The organism is Actinomadura sp. WAC 06369 (assembly GCF_003947565.1).
Taxonomy (GTDB): Bacteria; Actinomycetota; Actinomycetes; order Streptosporangiales; family Streptosporangiaceae; genus Spirillospora; species Spirillospora rifamycini.
The window spans coordinates 1-24,459 of record NZ_QHJN01000101.1 but is presented as its reverse complement, the minus strand read 5'-3'; the positions used below and the strand labels follow the sequence as shown (position 1 = coordinate 24,459).

At 70.1% G+C, this 24,459-nt stretch carries 25 protein-coding genes; 16 read left to right on the top strand and 9 right to left on the bottom strand.

The window, feature by feature from the left end; translation table 11 throughout:
- Positions 1-4 precede the first annotated feature (4 nt).
- The 9 genes from fxlM to DMH08_RS25045 all read right to left on the bottom strand — a co-directional run bounded on the left by fxlM (position 5) and on the right by DMH08_RS25045 (position 10,304).
- A complete protein-coding gene (gene fxlM, locus DMH08_RS25085) occupies positions 5-2,107 on the bottom strand; it encodes a methyltransferase, FxLD system (RefSeq protein ID WP_125618148.1) in 2,103 nt (700 codons plus the stop codon).
- 26 nt (positions 2,108-2,133) lie between these two features.
- Complete coding sequence (locus DMH08_RS25080; protein WP_125618146.1) at positions 2,134-3,399, bottom strand: lanthionine synthetase C family protein; 1,266 nt, start codon at positions 3,397-3,399, stop codon at positions 2,134-2,136.
- Positions 3,396-6,506: a lantibiotic dehydratase gene (locus DMH08_RS25075; RefSeq protein ID WP_199747996.1), complete on the bottom strand. Its 3,111-nt coding sequence runs from the start codon at positions 6,504-6,506 to the stop codon at positions 3,396-3,398. Before DMH08_RS25075 ends, DMH08_RS25080 begins: the two co-directional genes overlap by 4 nt.
- Positions 6,507-6,561: 55 nt before the next feature.
- Positions 6,562-6,738, bottom strand: coding sequence for an FxLD family lanthipeptide (locus DMH08_RS25070; protein WP_125618143.1), 177 nt, complete (start codon positions 6,736-6,738; stop codon positions 6,562-6,564).
- Between the two features lie 165 nt (positions 6,739-6,903).
- A complete protein-coding gene (locus DMH08_RS25065; RefSeq protein WP_125618141.1) occupies positions 6,904-7,764 on the bottom strand; it encodes a helix-turn-helix domain-containing protein in 861 nt (286 codons plus the stop codon).
- 13 nt (positions 7,765-7,777) lie between these two features.
- A complete protein-coding gene (locus DMH08_RS25060; RefSeq protein WP_233617790.1) occupies positions 7,778-8,350 on the bottom strand; it encodes a DUF6879 family protein in 573 nt (190 codons plus the stop codon).
- The gene (locus tag DMH08_RS25055; RefSeq protein ID WP_233617789.1) at positions 8,301-8,675 is read right to left on the bottom strand and encodes a hypothetical protein; all 375 of its coding nucleotides are present in this window, start codon (positions 8,673-8,675) and stop codon (positions 8,301-8,303) included. Before DMH08_RS25055 ends, DMH08_RS25060 begins: the two co-directional genes overlap by 50 nt.
- A gap of 554 nt (positions 8,676-9,229) precedes the next feature.
- Positions 9,230-9,640, bottom strand: a complete 411-nt coding sequence (locus DMH08_RS25050; protein ID WP_125618140.1) for a hypothetical protein — start codon at positions 9,638-9,640, stop codon at positions 9,230-9,232.
- 124 nt (positions 9,641-9,764) lie between these two features.
- On the bottom strand, positions 9,765-10,304 hold the full coding sequence (locus tag DMH08_RS25045) for an ATP-binding protein (protein ID WP_158642390.1): 540 nt from the start codon (positions 10,302-10,304) through the stop codon (positions 9,765-9,767).
- Between the two features lie 274 nt (positions 10,305-10,578).
- Between DMH08_RS25045 and DMH08_RS25040 the strand changes: the two genes are divergently transcribed.
- The 16 genes from DMH08_RS25040 to DMH08_RS24965 all read left to right on the top strand — a co-directional run.
- Entirely contained in the window at positions 10,579-12,111 is a 1,533-nt protein-coding gene (locus tag DMH08_RS25040; protein ID WP_125618136.1) for a helix-turn-helix domain-containing protein, read from the top strand.
- Entirely contained in the window at positions 12,092-13,021 is a 930-nt protein-coding gene (locus tag DMH08_RS25035; protein WP_233617788.1) for a phosphotransferase enzyme family protein, read from the top strand. The genes DMH08_RS25040 and DMH08_RS25035 overlap by 20 nt, the downstream gene beginning before the upstream one ends.
- Positions 13,022-13,155: 134 nt before the next feature.
- Positions 13,156-14,244, top strand: a complete 1,089-nt coding sequence (locus DMH08_RS25030) for a hypothetical protein (protein ID WP_199747995.1) — start codon at positions 13,156-13,158, stop codon at positions 14,242-14,244.
- A gap of 303 nt (positions 14,245-14,547) precedes the next feature.
- Entirely contained in the window at positions 14,548-15,348 is an 801-nt protein-coding gene (locus tag DMH08_RS25025) for an RNA polymerase sigma factor (protein ID WP_125618134.1), read from the top strand.
- Between the two features lie 236 nt (positions 15,349-15,584).
- Positions 15,585-16,124 carry a hypothetical protein gene (locus DMH08_RS25020; RefSeq protein WP_125618132.1) on the top strand — a complete coding sequence of 180 codons (540 nt, stop codon included), beginning with the start codon at positions 15,585-15,587 and terminating at the stop codon, positions 16,122-16,124.
- A 28-nt stretch (positions 16,125-16,152) separates the two neighbouring features.
- Positions 16,153-16,899, top strand: a complete 747-nt coding sequence (locus tag DMH08_RS25015; protein WP_125618130.1) for a hypothetical protein — start codon at positions 16,153-16,155, stop codon at positions 16,897-16,899.
- 122 nt (positions 16,900-17,021) lie between these two features.
- Entirely contained in the window at positions 17,022-17,597 is a 576-nt protein-coding gene (locus tag DMH08_RS25010; protein ID WP_158642389.1) for an SAF domain-containing protein, read from the top strand.
- A gap of 45 nt (positions 17,598-17,642) precedes the next feature.
- Positions 17,643-18,389 (top strand): hypothetical protein, encoded by a 747-nt coding sequence (locus DMH08_RS25005; RefSeq protein ID WP_125618126.1) that lies wholly within the window; start codon positions 17,643-17,645, stop codon positions 18,387-18,389.
- 95 nt (positions 18,390-18,484) lie between these two features.
- Positions 18,485-19,732 (top strand): CpaF family protein, encoded by a 1,248-nt coding sequence (locus DMH08_RS25000; protein ID WP_158642388.1) that lies wholly within the window; start codon positions 18,485-18,487, stop codon positions 19,730-19,732.
- Positions 19,729-20,607: a type II secretion system F family protein gene (locus tag DMH08_RS24995; RefSeq protein ID WP_125618122.1), complete on the top strand. Its 879-nt coding sequence runs from the start codon at positions 19,729-19,731 to the stop codon at positions 20,605-20,607. Before DMH08_RS25000 ends, DMH08_RS24995 begins: the two co-directional genes overlap by 4 nt.
- Positions 20,604-21,500, top strand: coding sequence for a hypothetical protein (locus DMH08_RS24990; protein WP_125618120.1), 897 nt, complete (start codon positions 20,604-20,606; stop codon positions 21,498-21,500). The genes DMH08_RS24995 and DMH08_RS24990 overlap by 4 nt, the downstream gene beginning before the upstream one ends.
- Positions 21,501-21,528: 28 nt before the next feature.
- Positions 21,529-21,753 carry a hypothetical protein gene (locus DMH08_RS24985; protein ID WP_233617787.1) on the top strand — a complete coding sequence of 75 codons (225 nt, stop codon included), beginning with the start codon at positions 21,529-21,531 and terminating at the stop codon, positions 21,751-21,753.
- Positions 21,750-22,154, top strand: a complete 405-nt coding sequence (locus DMH08_RS24980) for a pilus assembly protein (RefSeq protein ID WP_125618116.1) — start codon at positions 21,750-21,752, stop codon at positions 22,152-22,154. The genes DMH08_RS24985 and DMH08_RS24980 overlap by 4 nt, the downstream gene beginning before the upstream one ends.
- Complete coding sequence (locus DMH08_RS24975) at positions 22,151-22,591, top strand: TadE/TadG family type IV pilus assembly protein (RefSeq protein WP_125618113.1); 441 nt, start codon at positions 22,151-22,153, stop codon at positions 22,589-22,591. The genes DMH08_RS24980 and DMH08_RS24975 overlap by 4 nt, the downstream gene beginning before the upstream one ends.
- Before the next feature lie 7 nt (positions 22,592-22,598).
- Entirely contained in the window at positions 22,599-23,030 is a 432-nt protein-coding gene (locus DMH08_RS24970) for a pilus assembly protein TadG-related protein (protein WP_125618111.1), read from the top strand.
- Positions 23,027-24,459: LysM peptidoglycan-binding domain-containing protein (locus tag DMH08_RS24965; RefSeq protein WP_125618109.1), on the top strand; the 1,433-nt coding region annotated here is incomplete at its 3' end. The genes DMH08_RS24970 and DMH08_RS24965, both read left to right, overlap by 4 nt.

The window sequence follows — 24,459 nt, the reverse complement described above, 5'->3', positions numbered from 1 at the left end:
CATGTCACTGCCAGGTGATGGTGAGCCGCGTGTTCGGACGGTCGAAGACGAACCGGCCCGGCACCGAGTCGACGGCGTCGGCCGATTCCGTCGGCTGGATCTCGAACTGGACGGTCCGGTAGCGGTACTCCCGGTCCCAGGTTCGGATCGCGTCGGCGACGCGATCGGTCAGGGCGTCGCCGGTCGGGCCGTGGCCGATGACGCCGACCTCGAACATCCGTCCGGCACCGTTCCCTGAGTCGGTCGTGCGGGGGCGGATCGTGAGGTAGGCCAGGTCGCCCTTGTCGGGTACCGCCATGGCGCCCCAGCCGAACTGCGGACTGACCAGGCCCTCATCGATCGCCGATTGCTCGACGGGCATGCGGCTCAGGGCGTTGTCCATCACGCACGTCAGCCACAGATCCAGCCATTCAAAGGACTCGTCTCCTCGCATCAGCACGTCCGTCCATGCTTCGTGCCGGGGCATGTCGAGGACTCCGCTCAGCAGGGACGCCTCCACCGTCTGCTCACGGTTGGCGTGCAGGCAGACCGAGCCGTCGCTGGTCAGCGGGATGATGCGGCGGGCGTCGTCGGCGATGCCGCGCAGGGGCATGAAGGTGCACATCTCGCTGCTCCGGCTGACCCACCGCCCGTTGTCGCGCTCGAACGCGATCGAACGGGAGACGCCGCCGCGCAGCCGGAGGGGCACGACGAGACGGCCGCCGGGGGCGAGCTGGTCGAGCCACGGCAGGGGCAGGTCTCCCGCGCCGACGGTGGCGGTGATCCGGTCGTAGGGAGCGCCTTCGGCGTGGCCCAGCGCCCCGTCCGCGAGCAGAACCTGCACGTTCGTGACGCCTGCGGTGGCGAGGCCGGTGCGGGCGCCGGTGACGATGTCGTCGTCCACGTCGATCGTGACGACCTCGCCCTCGGCGCCGACCATCCGCGCCAGAAGGGCGGCGTTGTAGCCGGTTCCGGCGCCGAGTTCGAGGACGCGCTCACCGGGCTCGGGCTGGAGCTGTTCGAGCATCATCGCGACGACCGTGGGCTGCGACGCGGCGCTGATGGAGACGCCGGTGTCGTCCTGCTTGGTGTAGACCGCCTCGTCCGCGTACGCCTGTTCCAGCGGGACGTCCGGGACGAACAGGTGCCTGGGCACGACGCGGAGCGCGGCCTCGACCCGCTCGCTGCGGACCGTCCCGTCCTCCAGCAGCTTGTCGACGAGGGCGTTGCGGAGGCATGCCGCAGTCACGGTCGGATCGGGGCCGGTGTGGGTGCTCACGCCAGGGACGTTAGGGCCGTCGCCGCCTGTGTTATGGCTGGACGCGCCGCCGTTCGGGTTTCCCATGACTACCTCGCTTGTCAGTGTGGCCAGTGTGTGTTGATCCGCGTAGGGCAGGCCCAGGCGGTTCCAGTGAAAGATCACGTGGTGGGTCAGGACGGCTCGCAGCCCGCGTTCGAGGGCTCCGTGTGCGGCGATGTCGGCGAGTTGTCGTCCTGCATGGTCGAACGCGGCGGTCCAAGGGGCGATGCCGGCGAGGGGGCCTGCATCGGCGAGGAGGGTGTTGGACGGGCCGACGTCAACGGTCATCAGTTTGCGCACGGCCGCCTTCAGGCTGGCGGACGGTGAGTGTTCGGCTTCGGCGGGACGGTGGCGGGCGACGCGTGCCCATACGTCGCCTTGTTCGTACCAGTCGAGTCCGGCGGCGCGCATCAGCACGCTGCACAGGAGAACTCCCAGCTCCCGGTGCCCGAGGTCGGCCGCCGGCTGGGCGACGTGGTCGAGGATGTGGCGGCTGTCGTGGTGGAACAGGTCGTGTGCGAGCTGCATGCCGGCCGTCCCGCCGAAGGCGACCGTCTCCGGCTCGTAGATGCCGGTCCTCCACCCGGTGACCCGTCCGTCGGCCGTCGCGCGGTTCAGCATGCGCGTGAGGAACCGCTGCGCGGAGCTGTCGGTGGGCTCGTACCGCAGACGCCAGGACGGTGCCTTCCGGATGAAGAACCACCGGCGGACCAGCCCGTTCTCCTCGGCGGTGACCAGCGCGGGACGCAGGACGCCTGCGGCAACGCGATCGGCCGTGGCCCAGTCGGGGAAGTCGATGACGACCTGTGGCCAGTCGCCGGTGTCCATGCGTGGTCCTTCCTCGTCGTGGCCGGTCAGGCGATCAGCAGGCATGAGTCCCAGCCAGAGGCCGGGGGTGAACCGGACGCCGCGCTGTGCAGGGCGAGTGCGACGCCTGCGGCTCCTTCGAGGAAGCCGAAGCATCCGTGGGGAGGTTGGAGCAGTTCGGCGGCCACGCGTTCGGGGTCGGGATCGCGGACGACCGCGTGGAGGAGCGGCGTCATGTGCCTCACCATCAGGGTGCGTGCGTCGGCGGCGCAACGGCTCGCGATCTGCAGGAGGCCCGCGTGGCCGTGGCAGAGGGACGAGTCGATGATCGCCGCGCGTTGTTCGGAGTCGGTGAATGCGCCGGCCAGGGCGCGTTCTGCCATCTCCCGCCGCGCGTCGTCGTTGATCGCGCGCGCGGCAAGTTGCTGTGCACGAGCCACGCCCGCCGTCCCGTAACACCAGGATGGGCGCGACGGCTTGGCGGGGAGCGGCTGGTCGCCGCACAACTGCGCGTGGGTGATCCAGTACGGCCACCAAGGGGCGTTGCCATCATCCTGTCGCCAGCGATCGAGCCAGGTACAGATGCGTTCAATCGCCTCGATGTGGCCATCGACGGTGAGTCCGTCCTTCAACGTCAGCGCGAGGAGCGCGAGCGGGCCGGCGATGCCGTGCGCCATGCCGGTGTTGGCGTGCCCTCCGGGGAAGTTGCGTGACGGACGACCGGAGGGCCCGAGGTTCGTCCACCAGCCGGGCAGCGGCTCGCCGTGGTCGTCGATGGGTTCGGTGAGCCGGACGAGGTAGGCCAGGATCTCCGCAAGCAGCGGGGCGTTGGCGTTGCGATGTCGCAGGTAGGCGCCGATGCCGGTCAGCCCACGGATGGCGTCGAACTCGGCAAGCGCAGGAGGTGCTCCCCCGTCCATGCGGGCGTGGGCGGCGTCCAGTCGGCGGCGCGTTGCGATGGCGATGTGGTGGTCGAGTGTCTCCAAGGCGCGGGCGTAGCGGCTCTGCTCTCCGATGGCCGCGTGTAGGACGAACGCGAGCGCTGGCGCCCCGTAGTGCAGATGAGCGTCCGCGCCGGTGTGGACGCCGTCATGCGCCGCGCAGTCGAGCCATTCGTGGGCCCGTTGCCACGAGCCCAACCCCGCATGAGCACGCTCGATGTGCAGCAGCGCGACCCCCGCGGCACCGACCGCGAGGGACTGAGGCCACCATCCCTGCCGGAGGCCCAGCGCCCGTGCGCCGCATGGCGAAGCGAGCGCCTCGGCGACCGCGTCGGCGACCGTCCGGGCAACGTCCCGGTCGAGCGACGTCATGCTCGGCTCCTCGCGGGGCGGGCCATCCACGCCTGGGCAACGGCGCGGGCGAGCCGGAGACAGGTGCGCTCGCCGTCGGGGTCGATGCCGACGGCCCGCATGTGGTGGGCGTGCAGCAGGGATGTGAGGACGGCGTCGGGGTCGATTCCGCCGTCCCCGTCCAGGAGCACGCGATAGGCGGTCAACGCGTCTTCGCGCTGTTTCCACGCCGCCACGATGGGCTGGCCGCCCGAGGCCGCACGCAGTCGTTGCCAGTCGTCTGTCGGATCGGCGAGGAGCACCGCTTGGGCCATGGCATCGCGCGGCAAGGGCACCGACGCCTTCGCGGCCACGTGCTGGATCAGCCAGGCCATCCCGAGCTGGGTGCTGCCGGTGAAGGCGACGGCGATCGCCACGAACTGCGCTGCCGTGAGCACGGCGTTGCGAGGCCGCGACGGTTCACCGAGCTGGGCCAACAGGGCTCGCGAATCCGCGCCGAACACGTCCTCCGCCGCCGTCATCAAGCGCCCACTGCCCCAGCGTCCGACCTCCGGGTAATAGGTGGCGAACTGGACGTCGCGCAGCAGGCCCACCCGGCGCAGGTGCTCGGCCCACGAGCCTGCTCGCGCGGCGGCCGTCCCGAAGTCGTCCGCGGCGATGCGAAGCCGGATGTGGGGTTCGGGGTCGCGATAGCGGATGAACCACCAGGCGGGTGGCTTGTCCCAGTCCGCGAGGAGGGCGGGCACGTGCTGCGCCAGCAGCTCGGTCTGGCGTTCGGGATGCCCGTAGAGCTTGACGAACAGCCACGGCGACGCGCCGGGGACATGTCCGTCGTCCCGCCGAGCCACACGACGCCCGATCGCCGGACGCACGGGACGCGTGGTCGCGGTGCTCGTCAGCTGGACGACCACTTCGTGCGGACGGCCGCCACACCATCCGTAGTCCTCGACGTTGACGGCTTCCTCCAGGACGACTCGAGGCGCACGCCGCAGGCTCGTCCGTAGCAGCGCGAGATGCGCCTGTTCCGCGAAGTCCAGCTTCAGGCGGCGGTCTCCCTCGGCAAGGACCGCGGTCGCGGGGAGACGTCGGCGGGTGCGCCACTCGGTGAAGGCGTCGAGCCACTGGCGCCACGGGATGCCCTGCCCGGGAAGGTCCGCCGCCTCCATAAGCCATCGGGCCGGCGAGAGGATCGTCCGCCCGTGCCGCACCCGTGGGAGGAACGGCAGACGACTGGCGGCACCCCAATCGAAGCCGGTGAGGATGGCGTCCTGCGCCTTGCCGACCTCCGCCAGGAACCGCGCGATCGGCGGAGTATGCGCGCGCAGGTCGAGTGCGTGCGGGATCACCGCCTCCACACGTCGTCCGAGGCCGATGGACGCCAGGTAGAGCCGTTCGCCGTCACAACCAACGGCGAGGTCGTCCACCGGGACCCGCGTGCCGCGCACCGCGTGATGCTCACCGAGGCTGACGACATGAGGCAGCAACTCGGGGACACGGCTGACGTTTGCGCCTCCCGGACTCGGTGATGGGAAGGAGAGCTGTACCGGCAGGGCATCGGGATCGCTCGTCGGCACCCCGGCGAACCCGTTTCTCACCCGTTCCTGTGCGGCCCGGCTGAGCAAGCCGACGAAGCGGCCGACCATGGTGCCCATGCCTCGGGAGACTCCGGTGACGGCCAGGGTGAAGTCGCCGTTGTCGACGGCGATCTCCGAAGCGGCTCGGAGCTCGAAGCAGATCTCTGCGTGCGGTTGGTACCGCGCCGCCTCGTCCGGTGCGAGCTGCTCGATGCACCGCTCGTCCAGGACGATCTCGCCCCGTCCATCGAGCACTGCGGCCTGGGCCAACGCCAGGAGCCGCTCGTCGCGTGTGGAGAGCGGTAGACGAGGTTCGGGAGCGGCGCTGAGGTAGCCGGACGGGAAGCCCAAGCCGACGTCCGGGTTCACCAGCTCCAGGACCGGTACGAGCGTGCCGACGCCGTATCGCTCGAAGAATCGAGTGTGGAACTGCTTCCAAGGTTCCGTTCCGAACGGATGAGCGGTCAGCCGGGCGAGGACAGATGCCGCGGCCTCGGCCTCCCTGGCAACGAGGTGAGGCAGGACGAGTTCGCTGTCGACGTGCAGATCCAGTGCGAGCGGTTGCGCGGGCCGGGCGTTGAGCTCGCGCATTCGGGAGACCGCTGCGGCACGCGCGTTTCGTGCCCGACCGGGATCGGGCTCGTTGTTGTGCTGTCCCAAGTCGTCTCGAACTCGGCGCAGCCGTCGCAACGTGTCCTCGACCTGCGGGACGCCGTCCGCGCGGGCGGATTCCAGCCGCTCGACCACGTGCCCGAGTGGGTCGACCACTGTGGCCGGTGGCCGAAGGTCGCTGATCAGTACACCTTGCTTCACCAGGCCGGCGAGCATGTCGACGATCGACGGCAACGGCCTCGCGGGGAACTCGGCCGCGAGCTTCTCGGCGAGCTCATCGCTCCGAGTCGGTGACCGCGCCGCCTCGAGGACGATCTCCACGGCGGCCGTGTACCGAAGCGAGATCTCCGCCGACGAGACGCCGTCTCGCCGCGGTACCGGATACGGCACGACCAATCGGTCCCCGCGCCGAAAGCACAGGTCGTTGGCCACCAGGTGAAGTCGCTCGAACAGATCACGCGTCATTTCGAGCTGTTCGATCACCTCGGCCAGCCAAGGCCCGCCCACGCGGGCGACAGCACGGTGGGCATCACCCCACCGCCATGCCAGCTTCTGGCCGAACGACGCCGTGGCCACCCCGGCGAAGAGCCCGAAGGGAGTGGCCCGGCTCGTCATCCGCAGCATGTACCGGACGACGGACGAAGTCACCCGCCGCACCCGCCGAACGCCTGGGTCCTCCGCCGCGCACACCGTCCGCACCTCCTGCGCGAGCACCGGGCTGGCGTGCTCGATCGCGTCGGCGACGGCGTCGATCGCCCAGACCGTCCGGAGCCATGCGAGCCACTGAGTGCAGTGATCAGGCGAGTCGCCGGACAGGTCCGGCCAAGCGGGCAGCGGCAACTCGGCATGCGGAGCTGCGCGCAGCAGCACCAGATCGCCGCACCGGTACAACCGGCCGCCGTTCATCGTGAGCCCTCCTCGCCAATCGACCTCGTACGCCACCAGCCGGACGGTTCGTCGCACCGGGCGCGCGAACGCCCGGTGCGATCGGGCGTCCTCAGCCCACGTTCGTCGCGCACGCCTTCGGGCAGGAGCTGCCGCAGTTGTCGTCGGTCAGGTTGATGAGGGAGGCCGCCGCGTCGCTCGACTCCAGGACGCGGATGTCCAGCTCGAACGGGTCCTGGTTCGCCGCCTCGCCGGCTGCCTGCGGGGCGTCCATCATGCTGAAGCTCATCGTTGGGGGTCCTTCCGCTCGTCGGAACGCTCAGCACGCACACGGCCCGCCCGACCCGGGCATGGCCGCCGCTCCTCGGCTTTCAAAGCCCGTTGGGAAGCGATGCAGTGCGACGCTAAGAGCGGTCGATCCGCGGGGGCGACGAGTGTGACGAGATGTGACAGGTCACTTTTCGTCAGCCAGGACGTCGAGCGCGTCGTCGATGAGGCGTCGAGCCCGGGCGCCGTAGACGGCCTCTTCCGCCAGCGAGCCGAAGACCTGCCCGTACATGGCGATCTCTCGCGGGTTGGTGACGGTCAGGTAGCCGGAGACGAGCTCGACGCCGACCTGTTCGCCATCGAAGATCCAGAAGTCCTCGACGGGCCGAATCTCGCGATCGGGCCGCATCGGGACGATCCCCAGCGAGGCCGACGGCAGGCAGGCCACGTCCGCGAGATGGGCGAGTTGCTCGCGCATCACCTCGGCCCCGCCGACGCCCGTCCGCAGCACCGACTCCTCCACCAGGAACGCGAACGTCCGGCCCGGCCGCCGAAGTATCCGAGTGCGCTCCATCCGGACGGCGACCGCGGCCTCGACATCGTCCGCGAGCCCACGGCGTCGCCGGACCGCCTGCAGGACGGCCCGGGTATAGCCCTCGGTCTGGAGCAGTCCGGGCAGTAGCCACGACGCGTACGAGCGGAACATGCGCGTCCGCTCGAACAGCGGAAGAACCGATTCCTGCGCCCGTTTCAACCCGCCGCGCTCCATGCGGCGCCACTCGACCCACATGCCCTCGGCGGCCCGCAGGGACGCCACCAGATCCTCGGCCTGGTCGTCGGCGCCACACACCCGGCACCACGTCCGGATGTCCTCGGCGGACGGGGGGCGGCGTGCGTGCTCGATGTGGGAGACCTTCGTCCGGTCCCACCCGGCTTCGGCGGCGAGCGCCTTGGCCGTCAGACCGGCCTCCCCGCGCAGCTCCCTCAGCTGGTCGGCGAGCGCCTGCCGGGCAGCCTGCGCGGATGACGACGACGGCGAGCCGGGCACGGGGCGATACCGATCAGGCCGGCTTGTAGTCCTCGTGCGGGATCGCGCGTTCCCACACGGCCTCGAATGCCGACAGGCACATCGACACCACCGCCTGCTCGTCGCGGTTCTCCGGCTGCCGTAGAGACGAACCGTCCCCGGCGAAGTGGTTGAACTGCACCAGCCGATCGTCGAACACCCAGTAGTCGTTACCGGGTACGGCCAGGTCCGACGCCCGGCGGCGGGGCAGCCACCGCACCTGCTCCCCCGCCGCCAGGTTCATCGGCGTGACTCCGTACTCGAACCGGATGTAGTCGGTCACCGGCTCGGAGACGATCCGGGCACGCCGCACCATCACCCCGCGGGCAACCAGCGGCGCGACGAGATCAATCCAGTCCCGGCCCCACTCGACCGGGTCGAAGTGGTCGCCGTCGCGCCACCGGAGGAAGTCGGCGTTGTCCGGGGTGTAGACGTCGCGCTGCTCCAGATGGACGGCCGAGAACCGGCACCCGGTCAGCAGCGAGGTGAACGTCTGAGGGACCTGCTCGCCGGTCTCGTCATTCGCCGTGGCGGCCTGGCCCGCGTCTCCCTCGCTCGTACGTGCCATTGATCGCCTCCAGGATGAAGTCCTTCATCACCGGCGGCAGCTTCACCACCACCTCGTTCGCGCCGAGCGGGCTGTGCCCGTCGACCTCGGCCAGCGCGCGCGGGTCGGTGACCCGCTCACCCTGGAACCAGAAGTCGCCGGTGTCCTCATCGACGTAGACGGCCGGACACTCATTGGTCGGAGTGTCCGGGGTGATGCCAACGAAACTTAGCCGCACGACAGCCTCCAGCGTCGCAGGTGTGACCAAGGGTGACACCCGTCTCCTCGACGCTCGCCCGGCGCCCGCGCGTCCGTCAAGGATCCGGAAGGTCAGTTCATCGACCAATGCTGGAAACCCCGAACCGGACAGGCAACGCGCATGGGGCATGCCTCCGGAGACGAGAATCCCCAGGTCAAACGGAAGTCTGACAGATAGTGAGCACGCAACGAGCAGCTTGCTGCCTCCCGCAACTCGTCACGAATCCCGCTGTGGCGCCCTCCCATCACCGATCGCTACGTCGCGATCGCCCCTCACGGCCGCTATGAGATGGGCGGCCGCGCGTGCGGTGGCCGCCAGCGGGCACAACGGCTCGAACCACCGCCAGAGGAAGGCGTCGTCCCCATGGGTGACTCGGGGCCGCTGCCAGTACAGGACGTCCCGCCCCGGCCACGGCAGGCACCACACGGTCTCGGTCCGGCCCGACCCGGGATCGATTGAGCACGTGGTGACCGACACGGTGGAGGGCGCGCACTCCCAACTGGAGAACGCGCGCAGCCCGGCGTCGGTGAGGCGTTCCACCAAGTCACGCGCATGCTCGAACCTGTCACGCGGGACGAACCGAAGCTCGGGGATCGCGTCGCGTTCACCGGCGCGAGTAGCTGCTCCACCAGCCCGGCTCGTCATTCCTCGGCCTCGTCGTCTACAGGTCGCGTAGCCGACCGGCCACCCCGCTCCGATCTCAAGGACTCGAAGGCGGCCAGCAGCCCGTCCGGAACCTGCGGCAGAGCGGGCATAGTGCCGCCATGGACGTGCACGATCGCTCGGACCGCCCGGTCGAGCTGGGTGACGGGCGCGATCGGCCGTCCGGAGTTCTGCACGTAGGCGAAGTGCGCTTCTTGATCGAACTCGCGCACCTCGACCTCGACGGTCCGGGCGGGGTCTCCGAAGGCGCCGGGAGGCTGAAGACGCAGAACCGCGCGTCCGGCATCGTCCGTCCGGATCGCGAGCTCGCAACTCCAGCTTCGGGCCCTCAACCTGTGCGTCAGCTCCGCCAGCGGCGCGTCGATGTCGAGGAGCGCTGGATCGTCCACTGCGTTCGTCCTATCCGTCGAAGTGGTCTTGTGGGTGGAGCCAGGACCGGCGGCGGAACCGGCGGGGAGGCCGGAGGGAGCAGCCTCGTGTTCGACGCCGCCGGTCCTGAGGTTTGGGAGCGGCTCAGCGCGGGCCCGCGCCGGGCAAGGCGAACGCCACCGCCTTGCCCGGCTGCCCGGTCGCGCAGGTGACCGTGGGGTACGCCCTGCACCGCCCGCCCGAGAGCCGGTGAACGATGGCGAGACCGTGTCCGTTCTCCTGCGGAGCCTCGTCCGATATCGAGTCGACGACGTCGGCGGTCCGCAGCTTGGCGAACTTCTCAGGGATGCCGGCCAGGTCCTCGTCCCCGTCGATGACCTCGCACCAAATCGGACGCCCGGCGACGAGCACGAAGCGGATCTCGTACGGCCCAGCCGCGTGGGAGACGGCGTTCGCGGCGAGTTCGCCGACGGCCAGCTCGGCGTCCTCAACGCTGGACTCGTCGATGCCGGCCGCCCGGAGTACCCCTCGAACAGTCGCCCTGGCGTCGCGTGCCACCCGCTCCCCGGGGAGGTCTCGGACGAACAACCCCGATTCGGAGCCACACCACACCACGTGGGCGGGACGATCCCCCTCGGACTGGTCGGCCACCGCGTTTGGCAACAGTCTCGAAGACTTCGCCACGGCCACACCTCCTGAACGGTCCTGGCTGCCTCGTGCAGCCCTCCAAGACGCCTGAGTGCCAGAACAGTGACGCAGAGTCAGGACGCGGCCAATCGCGGCGATTCCACGGATCCACAGAACCCGTGGAATGAACACGGAAAAGCACAAGGAACCCGTCGCGGCTCCACGGGAGCGCGGGTCGTCTGGCCACAAGCGAAGGTCGTGGCCGGTCAGTGCCATCTACGCTGAGGGCCAGTGGCACCTGGCGTTGGCGGAACGTCGTGGGGAGACCGAGATGGCCCGTGGAGAGCACGCACCGTCCTGCGCCCGCCGCTGGCGCGAACGTGCCGAGGCCGACGGCTGGCGAACGTGGAGGTTGGTCCAGGCGATCCACGGCTGCTGTGGGGTCAGCCTGCTCAAGGCGCACCGCCTGGCGCGCGGCTGGACGGCACAAACAGCGATCGATCACCTGATGGAGTTGTGCGAGCGCGAGAACCTGGGACGTCCGCAGGCCAATATCGACCTGCTGAACGTGTGGGAGAACGGCCGCGCCCGTCCGCGGCCCGACACGATCGACCGGCTGGCCCGGCTCTACAGAGCCAACCCCGTCCGTCTCGGATTGGACGCCGACTACAGCGAGGACGACGGCACCGATGAGGTCGTGATCGTCCCCGCGCGGTCACCCCGGTCCGACGTCCCCGAGGTGCCCATCCTGCACCCCAGCGCGCTGCACGTCCCCGGACCGTCCACCGAGACGAACGACGACGTCCGACGGCGAACGCTGTTCAACGACGTCCTCACCGGTGGCCAGGAGACGACGGCGAGCCGGCTGCTCACCGAGGTCGACCAGCTCCGGCAGCAGATGGACCGGACCTTGGCCACGGGAACGGTCACCGACGACCAGATGGACCGTCTGGAGGAGATGGTCCTGCACTGTCGCCGGGAGTATCTGGCCACGCCACCGATCCCGATGCTGTGCCGACTCATGCTGGAGTTCGCCGACATCCGCGCGCTGGCGTCCCAGCGGCAGCCCGGGCCGATCCAATGTCGGCTATCCCGGGTGGCGGCCGCGCTGGCGATCCTCAGCGCCGACGCGCTGATGAAGCTGGGTGACATCCGCCAGGCCCGCGCCTGGTACGGCACTGCCAAGACCGCCGCCGACGACACTGGAGACCCGCAACTGCGTGCTCTGGTCCGGGCGCAGGAGGCGATGCTGCCGTACTACTACGGCGACCTGACGGAGACTGTTCACCTCGCCCGGGAAGCACAAGCCCTGGGACGCGCGACACCTTCCTCACCAACCGCGCTGGCGGCCGCAGCCGAAGCCCGGGCCCTCGCCCGTTTGGGCGACCACCGCAGTTCCATGTCCGCGCTCGGGCGTGCCCAGCAACTGTTCTCCCAGATCAAAGGGAGCAACACCGGGGCGCTCGCCTTCGACTTCACCGAGCAGCGTCTCTACCTGTACATGAGCGGGACGTTCGCCCACCTGCCCAACTTCCACAAGGCGGACGCCGTGCACCAGTCGGCGCTCGCCCTGTGCCGTCCGCGAACCCCGAGCATCGACCCGTCCCTGGTCAAGCTGGACCAGGCGACGAGCCTGGCCCACAACGCCCGTCCCGCCGAAGCCTGCGAGCTGGCCACCCAAACCTTGCTGGCCCTTCCACCGGAGCAGCGGACCACCATCGTTTTCGTCCGAGGCCGGGACGTCCATTCCGCCATCCCCACCGAGTACCGTCGCAGCAAGGCGATGCGCGCATTGGAGGAAGTCCTGTCCCTGGAAACCTCACCGCTCACCGGACCTCCACCCCGTGGCCGGCGCGATGCCTGATCAGCTGACCGGCGCCCCAGACCTGCACCGACGCGCCTGGGTGCTCCTCGAACGGATATGCGACCTCGTCGAGATCGACGCCTCAGGCGCCGAGCTGCTCCGGCTGCGCAGCAACGCGGTCTTCAAGCTCCGCCAGCCGATCATCGTCCGAATCGCCACAGCCCCCACCGCGGCCGAACGTCTTCCCGCCGTCCTGGCGGTGACCCGCTGGCTCGCTGAACGAGGCTTCCCCACCGTCCAGCCCGCCGACGAGATCGCCGACCAGCCGGTGACCATCGACGGAGTCACCGCGACCTTCTGGCGCTTCGTCCCGACCAGCCCCACGCCCGCGAGCACCCACGACCTCGGTCGTCTGCTCCGCGAGTTGCACACCGGTCCCCGACCGCCATTCCCGATGCGGCAGCTCACCGACCCGCTGGCCAGCATCCGCGCGACCGTCCACCAACACCCCGGCGTCCTTGACGCCGCCGAGCAGGAATGGCTGCGCGGACGCATCACCGCCATGACCGCCGCCTGGAACGAGCTGCCGTTCGTCACCCCGCCCGCACTGCTCCACGGCGACGCGTGGATCGACAATCTCATGCGCCACCAGGACGGCCACGTGGTGCTAGGCGACTGGGACAGCGTCGCCATCGGCCCCCGCGAGTGGGACCTGATCCACAGTCATCACGGACAACGACGCTTCGGCCTCTCTCCCGCCGACGTCGATGACTTCACCGACGCCTACGGCTACGACCTCCGCGAATGGCCCGGCTACGAAACGCTCATGCGAATACGCGACCTCTACGCCATCGGCATCCACATCCGCAACGCCCCCGGCGACCCCTTCTCCCGCCGCGAACTCGCCCGCCGCCTGAACGACCTGAGAAGAAACGACCTCCACAGCCGCTGGTACATGAAAGACATCTGATCCTCAGCTGGTTCACGCACTCCACGGCCGTCCCCCACCAGGCCGCACACCTGCCGCCGAAATACCGTTGCCTCCCAGATGGACGGCTGGCACGCTGCGAACATGATCGACAGAAACGAGTCCTCCGCGCTCCGGTGAGCGGGACGGCCGAGCGCGAAGCGCTCAGAGAGCACATCAGCTTGTTCGACCACGCGATGCGCCTGCATCGCCAGACCCCGGACGCGCCACTACCGCAGGACGGGGAGCCTTACCCCGATCACGAGCTCCACCGCGGAGAGCGGCCACGCAGGGCCCGCGACCAGCGTCACGTCGGTCTCGACGTCGCGGCCGTCCTGGACGAGCACTTCGCCGATCCGGTCGCACCACCCAGCGTCCTCACCTGGGCGTTCCACGATCTACACGTGCCCATCCACCCCAACGAGCACATCACCGCCGCAGCATTCCGGGCCGACCGAGACAGGGTGCGGCGGACCGGACGATGGCTGGTGCGGCGCAGCCCCGACCGCTGCTCGGCCACCGTCGGCTTGGCGTTGCTGGCGGCCGACTGGCATGACGGCGACATCCCGCTCGTCCAGACCATCGGCCTGCTCTCGGAGCGGTTCGGACCGCTGGCCGCCCGTGCGCTACGACGCCGCCGCAACGGAAGCCAAGCCCTGCTGTGGCTCGCCGAACGCGCAGACGGCTGGGGCCGTGTCTACCTCGTCGAAGCCCTCTGCGAAACCGGCGCGGGACGCGACTGGCTGCTGCGGCACGCCTGCGACGGCCATTTCCTGAACGGTTACTACGCCGGCAAGGTCGCCACCGCCGCGCACCTGCAGGAAGCGATCACCGCGGACGAGGCCGACGACGAACTGATCGACCACACCGGGCGGCTGCTGAGCATCCTGGGCCAATGCTCGGGCATGGGCATGACGCTCGAGCGATACCCGCCCGCGCGCATCGTGCTCGACGCGTTCGTCCGCCACCTCGGCCGCCAGCAACCGTCGTTGCGGCGGTACCTGTACGCCGCCAACATCGCCGACCACCTGGCCCAAGGCGCCCCTGCAAACATCGGCTGTACCGACCTGGAGCACCGACAACTGGTCGACCGGTACCTATCCGTTCTCAACAGCGACGACTGGTGCACGACCGTCCGGGCGGAAGCCGACCCCGACAGCGACCAGATCGCCTGGTTCACCGACACCATCGCCGAACGCCTGCAACTTCGAGCCTTCCAGTCCTGACATGAGGGGCGGGGGCCGCTACGTCCCCCGCCCCAGGCTCGCCTCCCGGGAGCCTTTACGGACTCCATAACGAGGAAACTTCGGCCGTCGAACACGCAGGTCAGACGCCGAGTGAGCAGACAGGTCGCTTTACCTGTCAGCCCCTGCACGCACCTTCGCCAACGTCTCCGCAGGTCACAGCGGTTCTTGGCAGGTAACGAGAAGTCGTGAGCACGAGCTCGTGCCCACGCGCTGCCCATGAAGTGTCGACGTCGTGGCGGATACCTGACGGCACCGATCCGACACGACCTTCAGGGGGCCGTCATGTTCGACCAGGACACCGCTGTGCACGTCACGACGAACGAGCCTGACCGCGTGTGCGGCGGCAACGCGCTGGCCGTCGCCGAACGTTCCTTCCAGCTCCTAACCACGGGCCCGAAGCCGCTCGGGCTCGACGGCCGCACGATCGGCCAAGGGTTGCCGGGCCGCCTCGTGAGCCTGGCCGAGCTCCGGACGCTGCTGCTGGAGCGGTCCTCAACCGACGACCTCAAGGACGCCGCGTGGAAGGAGCTCGTCCAGCGGACGCGGTCGGGCGACCCGGCGTGGGTCGTCGGCTGCGTCGGGGTGGCGATGCCCGGGCTGAAGAACACGGCCGCCCGCGCCCTCCGTACGAGCCCGGAGAGGTATGCGGACGACATCGTCTCCGAGCTGCTGACGGAGTTCGTCGCACAGTTGGCCCGGATCGACATCGATCGACCGCACATCGCCGCGCGGCTCATGCTGTGGGCTCGGAAGGGCGCTCTGCGAGCCCGAGGCCGCGAGGCACGGCTCGTGCCCTGCGACCCTACGGAGTTGCCGGAACGTCCTGCTGCCGCGACGGTCGAGGACGATCCCGTCCATCTGCTCCTGGACGCCGTCCGACAGGGCGTCGTCACGCCGGATGCCGCCGAGCTGGTCATCGCGACGAGGCTGGAGGGCCTGTCGGTGCAGGAGCTCGCCCGGCGCCGACAGCTTCCCGCCAGCCGGCTGTACCAGCAGCGGCATGCCGCAGAGGTTCACATCGTCGCCGCCATTAAGGACGGCCGAATCTCGGCCACGCCAGCCGCCGACTTCGCGGGAATGTGAGACCCCGAGCCCGCTCGGCTCAACACACCGAGCTTCGCAATCCGTCCATAAAAGACATAGGACCTCGAACACGAAGTTCCTTGGTGGCGAATGTACGCGGATTTGCCCTCATGGCGGCGTGACGCGGACACACGACGCCACCCATGCCCCTACGATCGCTCGGCGCCCTAATGGCGATGCTGTCGCAACAGGACGTACGACGACTGCGGAGTACCGAAGGAGATGGAGGTAACGCCTTGACCGGAATCGGTCGCAGGACGATCACTCGTTTCTGCTGGTTCAGTGCCGTGGGCATCGCCTTGGCGACAACCGGCTGCAGCACGGAGCAGGAAGCCGCCGCCCTGCCGTCCACTACCGAATCCGCCCAGGCCGCGACGCCATCGCCGACCGCAGCCGTCGCACAGGCTTACACGGATTTCGTCGCCATGCTCGACCGGGCGGATTCCCTTGCACCAGAGACCCGCAAGCAGGAACTGTCCGCCGTGATGGTCGAACCACAACTCTCTCGAGTGTTGAAGCGGATCGACGACATGAAGGAGAAGAACCAGGCCACCTACGGCAACATCGTCGTCCGCATCGCACGCGTTGATCTCACCGGGAACGGTGCCGTGGTCCGCGACTGCCAAGATTCGAGCAACGCCGGTCTCTTGGACACGCGGACACAGAAGAAGCTGAATCGAGGCGTCAAGGAACGCAATATCAAGGCACTCCTGGAAAGGGGAACCGATGGCCGGTGGCGCGTAAGCAAGTTCATCATTCTGGGCGAGGGGTGCTGAACAAGTGAAGGCAGTAGCACCAACTCTGATGAGCGGCCTCCTCTTGCCCGCCGCCATCGCGGCTACACCACCGGACGAACCTGTTCCACCGAGCGTCTACACGTACGGATACGGCTTCGGCGCGAACGACGATGGAGCCGAGGGGAACGCTTCAACCAACGACCCAGCTCTTCAGGGGGCTACGTCAGAAGGGCCGCAACGGCTCGCGCCCTATGAGTGCGAGAACGTCGGCGGCGACGTCCAGGTGTGTGAGCCGGAGACGGGGGACGGCGGCAGCGCGGGCCCGTCGCCGTCTGAGCTGGCCGCGACGGAGTGGAGGCGGCTGCCGATCCCCGTTCCGAACGTCCGGACGGCACCGCCTCGCGGGTCTGACGGGCTGGTCGGGCTGCCCGAGTGGTTCTGGGTGACGAACTGGAAGACCATGACCGGCCGTGCCGCCGCCCGCGGGGTGTGGGCGGAGGTGGTCGCCCGACCCCAGAGCATGACGATCGATCCCGGCGACGGGCGAGGCAGCGTCCGGTGCACCGGGCCGGGCACCGCTTACGACGAGTCTCGCCGGGCGTCCAGGCAGCGCACCGACTGTTCGTACACCTATTCGCAGTCGTCAGCTCACGAGCGGGGCGGCGCTTACCGGGTGCGCGTGACGGTGGTGTGGGGCGGGACCTGGACGGGTTCCGACGGTTCGAGCGGCGTGCTGCCACCGCTGAGCCGTTCGATGACGTTCCGGCTGCGTGTGGCCGAGGCACAGGGACTCTACGGACGGGGGGATCGATGAGAACGGCTGGCGCGGGGGCGCAGTCGAAGGGGGTACCAAAGGCTCGCGGCGTCGGAGCCGTGCCACCTACGGCGGGACGCTTGGCGAGGCAACGCCGTCCGGGCTGGATGGCGGCCGGGGCGATGCTGCTGGCGTTCGCCGTGCTGACGAACGTGTATCTGTTCCGTTCGTCCAGCGAGCGGGTTCCGGTCGTGCGGCTGGCCCGCGACGTGGCGGCGGGGCACAAGCTGGAGTGGGCGGATCTGACCATCGCGAGGGTGGCAGTGGACTCGGGCGTGCCGACAGTGCCGGAACGGCAGCTTGAGGACGTCGTCGGCCGCCGCGCCGCGATTCACCTGCGTGGAGGGACGCTGCTGGCGGCGTCGCAGCTCGCGTCGGGGCGGAGTCCGCAGCAGGGTCAGGCGCTGGTGACCGTTCCGTTGAAGGCGGGCGAGGTGCCGCCGGGGCTGGCGCCCGGCTGGCAGGTGCGAGTGGTCTTCACGGCGGGCGGACAAGCACCGTCTGCCGGGGCCGGCGCGCCAAGCGACCAGTCGGTCGTGCCGCGTGATGTCGAGGCGGTCGTCGATCAGGTGAGTGCCCCGGACACTCAGGGGACCGTCAGCACGTCGCTACTGGTGGCCGATGCCGACAGCAGCACGGTGGCGCGGCGTGCGGCGGCCGGGCTCGTCGTGCTGGTGGTGACGGAGAGGCGGGGCTGAGGGGTGGCGTTGTGCTGTCTGGTCTCGCCGGGTGGGTCGCCGGGGGTGACGACGACCGCGCTGGGCCTGGCGCTGACGTGGCCGCGCCGGGTGCTGCTGGCCGAATGCGACCCGGCGGGGCGTCGTGTCCTTCCAGGGTTCATGGCCGACCGGCTCCGGGGACCCGCCGGCCCGGGCGTGCTCGGTCTCGCAACGCGGACGCCCCAGGCATCGGGCACCGAGTTGCCGCTGGAGGAGTACGTGGTCCCGATGGACGGGGATGCGGAGCTGTTGCACGGAGTTCGTGATCCCCGGAACGTTTCTCAGCTTGGGAGCCTGTGGAGTCCGCTGGCCAAGGCGTTCACGGCGCGCGACGGCGATGTGCTCGCGGACCTGGGACGTGTGGGCGGCGCGGAGACGCCGGTGGCGTTGCTCGATGCCGCCGACCTGGTGGTCATGGTCCTTAAGCCGACGCTCGCGCAGGTCGACGCGGCGACGCCTCGCCTTGAGGTGCTGCGCGGTCTGGCGCCCGACCGGTTGGCGTTGTGCCTGGTGCCGGACGGCCCGTACAGCGCGGCAGAGGTCGAGCGCGCGCTGAAGCTTCCGGTTCTGGGCGAGCCGGCGTTCTCCCCGAATGAGGCGCGAGTGTTGTCGGACGGCGCGAGGCCGCGGATGACGTTCCGGACGTCCTTGCTGATGCGTTCGCTGGAGTCCCTCGGACGCCGCCTCCGTACGGCCATGGCCGAACCCGAAGCGAAGCAAGTTCCACGCCCACGGGTACCGGTTCGAGCATTCGGGAAGGTGCGGCGATGAAGCAAACAGGATGGACCTCTACGCCCCCATCGTCTGCGGGGACCGTCGTCGCCCCACGCGTTCCGCAGGTGGACGGCTGGGCCGCCGTACGCGAGGTGTCGACGCAGTTGGCGGACGTCCTGGCCGACGACCTGGACCGGGCGCGCGCGTGGCATCTGATCGAGGCGCAGGTGCAAGTCTGGGCGCACGAGCAGATGTCGGCGGGGCGGACGGTTCCGGTCGAGGTGCAGCGGCAGGTGGCGCGGCTGGTGTTCGATCGCCGGTTCGGGCTCGGCCCGTTGCAGCCGTTCCTGGACAGCGCGGACGTGGAGAACATCGTCGTCAACGGCTGCCGCGAGACGTGGGTGACCTACACCAGCGGGGTGAAGAAGCCGGGCCCGGCGGTGGCCGAGACCGACGAGGACCTGATCGAGTGGGTGCAGCTTCTGGCGCGGCGCGGCAACACCGGCCGGGAGTTCTCGCACGCCTCCCCACTGCTGGACGTCGCCCTGCCGGGCGGGGTGCGCCTCGCGGTCGTCGGGTGGGTGTCGCGGCGTCCGCATCTGGCGATCCGGGTGCACCGCCTGGTCGACATCACCCTGGAGCAGCTCACCGCCGGCGGCACGTTGACGCCGCCGTTGCAGGAGTTGTTGTCGGCGGCGGTGCGGGCGCGGCGGAACATCATCGTGTGCGGGGAGGTCAACACCGGCAAGACCACCCTCGTGCGCGCGCTCGCGGGTGAGATCCCTGCGTCCGAGCGGTTGATCACGCTGGAGAGCGACTTCGAGTTGTTTCTGGACGACCCGTCCTTGGCTCATCGGCACCCGGACGTGGTCGCGATGGAGGCGCGCCAGGCCAACGCCGAGGGTGCGGGCGAGGTGCGGTTGCAGGATCTGGTGCCGGCGTGCCTGCGGTTGAACCCCGATCGGGTGATCGTGGGCGAGGCGCGGCATGGGGAGCTGGCGCCGATGCTGGAGGTGATGTACTCGGGTGCGCGGGGCTCGATGTGCACCCTGCACGTCCATCGTCCCGAGCACGTGTTCAACCGGGTGGTTCAGCTGGGCCGCCGCGCCGACCTCGGCCTTTCGGTCGAGGATCTGCATCTGATGTTCGGTCTCGCGGAGCCGCTGGTGGTGTATCTGCGGCGCGACCCGGCGAGCAACGAGCGGTTCGTCTCCCAGGTGATGGAGGTCGGCCCGCCCGCCGACTCGGCCGAGCCGACCCGCAACCACATCTTCGTTCCCGGGGAGGACGGCCGCGCCACCCCGGCGGGCGGGCACGTCAGCGCGACACTGCTGGACGACCTGGCCGCCTGCGGGTTCGACCCGGACCTGCTCGCCGTGGCGGGCGGTGGCTGGTCATGACGGACCTGCTCGCCGCGCTCACCGGTCTGTGCGGCGCCGGGGGCGTCGTCGTGCTCGCCGCAGCAGTCCGCGGGGCCGACCCGGCCGTCCGGGAGAGTCGTCCGCCGTCGCGGCTGCAGATGGTGGTGCGTTCACCGGCGTGGCCCGGGCGGCGGAACCGGCTGCTGGCCGGGGTCGGTGCCGGGCTGGCGGTACTGCTGCTGACCGGGTGGCCGGTGGCCGCGCTCGCGGTCGCCGCCGGTGCGTACGCGTTGCCGCCGATGCTGTCGGGACGTGCGCCGCAGCGGCGGATCGTCCGGTTGGAGGCGCTGGCGCAGTGGTCGCGGCGGCTGGCGGAGATGATCGGCGCCAGCCGTGGCCTGGAGCAGGCGCTGGCCGACAGCCTCCGCGTCGCCCCGGCGGCGATTCGTCCGCAGGTGGAGGTGCTGGCGGGGCGGTTGAACAACCACGCCGGGACCGAGCAGGCGCTGCGGGCTTTCGCCGACGACCTCGACGACCCGATCGGCGACCTGATCGCGTGCGCGCTGATCCTGGCCGCCCGGCGGCGCGGCCCGGGGACCCGTGAGGCGCTCGGGTTGCTGGCCGACGCCGTCGAGGACGAGGTCATCGTCCGGCGCGACGTGGAGGCCGAGCGGGCGAGTCTGCGCACGACGTTGATCGTGATCGTGGCGTCCGTTGGGATCCTGAGTCTGTTGTTCGCGACGTCGCAGACGCTCGCCGACCCGTACGGCACCCCGCTCGGGCAGATGGTGCTGGCGGTCGTGGCGGGGATCTATGCGGTGGGGTTGTGGTGGATGCGGCGGCTGTCGGTCCTGTCGACCGGCGCCCGCTTCCTCCACACCCGTGCGGACGTCCGGGCGGAGGTGTCGCGGTGACGGTCTTGGCCGCGCTGGTCGGGTGCTTGGGTGCGCTCGGCGTCGTCCTCATCGTCCGTGAGTTGCGTCCCGCGCCGCCTCGGCTGGACGCCGCCTTGGCGCGGATTCAGCCCACGCCGCTGCCATCGGCGATGCCCGCGGCCGAGGCGGCGAGCGGGAGTGAGCGCCTCGGCCACTGGCTGGCCGAACACCTGGCCCGTCCGGCCGGGATGCTCGCCGTCCCACGCGCCGACCTGGCTCTGCTCGGACGAACCGTGGAGCGGTTCATGCTCGACAAGTTCGCCCTCTTCCTCACCGGCCTTGCCATCCCCGCCCTGTTCGCCGCGCTCGTCGCCGTCACCGGGGGCTCGCCGTCCTGGGCGTTGCCGGTGCTGGTCGGGCTGGGATTGGCTGTGGTGCTGGCGATGGTCCCGGACTACAACGTCCGCTCGACCGCCCGGGCCCGGCGCCGCGATTTCCGCTACGCCTTCACCTCCTACCTCCAGCTCGTCGTGCTGGAACGCGAAGCCGGCGCCGCGCTGAACGCCGCGCTGGAGGAACCGGCGAAGATCACCGGCGGGTGGCCGTTCCAGCGCGTCCATCAGGCCCTGTCCCGTGCCCGGCACGCCCAGCAGCAGCCGTGGCGGGCGCTGGCGGACCTGGGTGAGGAGATCAACGTGCCGGACCTGGTCGACCTGGCCCACACCGCGCAGATCGCCGGGGGCGAGGGCGCCAAGATGCACGACGTCCTGGTCGCCAAGATCGGCTCGATGCGGCACGAGGCCTCGGCCGCCGCCCGCTCGGAGGCGAACTCGCGCACCACCGCGATGTGGGTGCCGACCTCGCTGCTCATGCTCGGCTTCGTGATCCTGATCGGCTTTCCGTTCTTCTCCAAGCTCCTGGGAGCCGGCTGAAAACGGTCCACTCATGTTCGGGGGAACCATGCACAAACTCACCACCGCGGCCACACGCCTCACGGTCGCCGCCCTCAACCACCGCGCCCGCCTGCTCGCCGCCATGCGCGAACACCCCGACCGGGGATCGAGCACGGTCGAGACCATCATCATCGTGGCCGGATTCGCCGGGCTGGCCTTCACCATCTACCTCGCCGCCTCAGAGAAGGTCGAAGGCTGGATCGACAAGATCCCCGGAGCCACCGGCCCATGACCCCGCACCCAACGATGTCCACGCCGTGGTGGCGGCGGGACGCCGGATCGGCGTCCGTCGCCATCGCGATCGTGTTCCCGGCCGTCGCGCTGCTGTTCCTCGCGCTCGCGCAAGCGGTGCTGGTCTCGGTCGCCCGCGACGTCGCACTCGCCGCCGCCGAGGAAGGACTGCGCGCCGCCCGCGCCCACCACGGCACCCCCGCCCAGGGACGCGCGGCCGCGCTGGCATTCGCGCGCGCCGAGCCCGTCCTGCAAGCACCCGACACCACCGTGACCGGCCAGAACACCATCGTCGTCCGGGTGAGCGGGTACGCGCCATCGCTGCTGCCCGGCGTCCGCATCGACGTCACCCGCACCGCGCGCGGCGCCCGCGAGCGCTTCACCGTGCCTGGGCAGCCATGACCGGCCTCGTCCAGCGGATGCGGCGGGGTGGGGACGCCGGCAACGCGGTCGTCGAGGTGGCGGTCCTCGCGCCGCTGTTCGTCCTGTTCCTGGCCGGGCTGCTGGTCGCGATGCGGATCCAGCACGGCAGCGCCACCGTCGCCCAGGCCGCCGCCGACGCCGCCCGCCAGGCGTCCATCGCCCGCACCGCCGCGCACGCCCAGCACGCGGCAACGTCCAGTGCGCTGGCCACCCTGCGCAACCGCGGCCTGCACTGCGACCCGACCGTGCGGCTAGACCTGACCGGCTTCGACCGCCCGGTCGGCGAACCGGCCGCCGTGTCCGCGCACGTCACTTGCGAGATCGACCTGGCCGACCTCGCGCTACCGGGGTTGCCGGGCTCCCGCACCGTCACCAAGACCCACCGTTCCCCCATCGACCCCTACCGAGGCCGGTGACCCGACGATGAGACATCCTCGCCTGCGGTCGGACGAGGGCAGCATCAGCATCTTCGCCGTCATCATCACCCTCGTCGTCGTGGTGTTCTTCGGCGCCGTCGTCGACTTCGAACGCAAACTCGAAGCACGCCAGAACGCCACCACCGCCGCCCAGGAAGCCGCCCGCACCGGCGCCGGACGCGTCGACCTCCACCGCGCGTACACCGATGGCGAGTTCGTCGTGGACCGCGACGCCGCCATCGCCGCCGCCCGCCACTACCTCCGGACCGGCGGCTACACCGGCACCGTCACCGCCGTCGGCACCCACACCATCCGCGTCCAGGTCACCATCACCGAACCCGCGCTGTTCCTCCCGGTCATCGGCATCTCCCACCTGCGGGCCGAGGCCGCCGCCACCGCGAACCTGACCACCGGAGTACAAGGACCACACCGGCCATGACCACCACACCCCGCTCCCGTAGTGCCGAGATCCTGCGCGGCCTGGGCGCACTGCTCCTGTTCGGCGTCCTCCTCATCGGATTCCCGATCGGCCTGCACGCCGTCGCCGGATCACCCGTCCCGGACCGGCTGCCGACCTGGGACGAACTCACCACGACATTGATGAGTCCCGACACCGACCAGCGCCTGTTCCTCGGCGCCGTCCGCCTGCTGGGCTGGACGGCCTGGCTGGTGTTCGTCCTCGCCACCTGCATCGAAACGATCGGCCACCTCGCCGGACGCCCAACGCCGTCCCTGCCGCGCCCCGCCCGTCCGCTGCAGCTGCTCGTCCGGGACATGGTCGCGACCGCCACACTTGCCTTCAGCACGACCGCCGCCCTCACCACGCCGGCGGCCGCCGCCCACACGGCCACCGCCGCCGCACCGCAGGCGTCCACCACCGAGAGCGTCGAGGAGACCGCCGGTACTTCCGTCGTCGATGGCCGGACGCCGCTCATCGGCAACGCGGCCCCGATGGGCGAACGGCCCAGCGCTCCGAGCGGGGAGACGTACACGGTCCAGCAGGACGACACCCTCTGGGGCATCGCCGACGACACCTACGGCTCCGGCCACCTCTACCCCGAGATCTTCAAAGCCAGCCGTCCCCTCGACCAGCCTTCAGGCATCCCGTCCCTCACCGACCCCGAAAAGCTGTACCCCGGCCAACGTCTCCGCCTCCCCGAAATTCGGACGGACGCCAAGGCCACGGAGGAAGCCGACCGGCCAGCGCCGCCCGAGCCCGCCGACACCCCGAACACCCCACACCCGCCGCAGAAAGACGGCAGCTCCGACACGCCGCCGACCTCGACGGAACCGACCGACCACCCCACGACCACGCCGTCCTTCCCAGTCCCGAGGCACACCGAGCCGTCACCAGACCGGCCGTCCACACCGTCCCCGCGCTCCGCGCACGAGGCGAACGACTCCTTCGCCATCACGCTGCGGTCGGGTTCGTACATCGGCTTCGGCCTCGCAACCGCGCTCAGCATCGCCCTGGCCGCCACCCGCCTGCATCGCCGCCGACACCATGCCGCCCTTAACAACGGCGACCCCACAGCCGCGTCCGCCCCGGATCCAGCAACGCCCAAGCCGGTCGCCGAAGTCCGCAAAGCCCACCTGGACACCTACGCCGACCGCGACGCCTCCATCCCATCCGACACCGAACTCGTCGCCCAGGACATCGCCACACCGGCCCCCGACCACATCACGCTCGGCACCCGCGCCGGCCGTCCGGTCACCCTGCCTCTCGCAGGGCTCAGCCTCGGCCTGACCGGCCAGGCCGCACCCGCCACCGCCCGCGCCATGGCCACCGAACTCCTCGCCAAGAGCCACCGCGACCGCATCGAACTCCTCATCCCCCACCCCGATGCAGAAGAGCTCTACCCCACCAG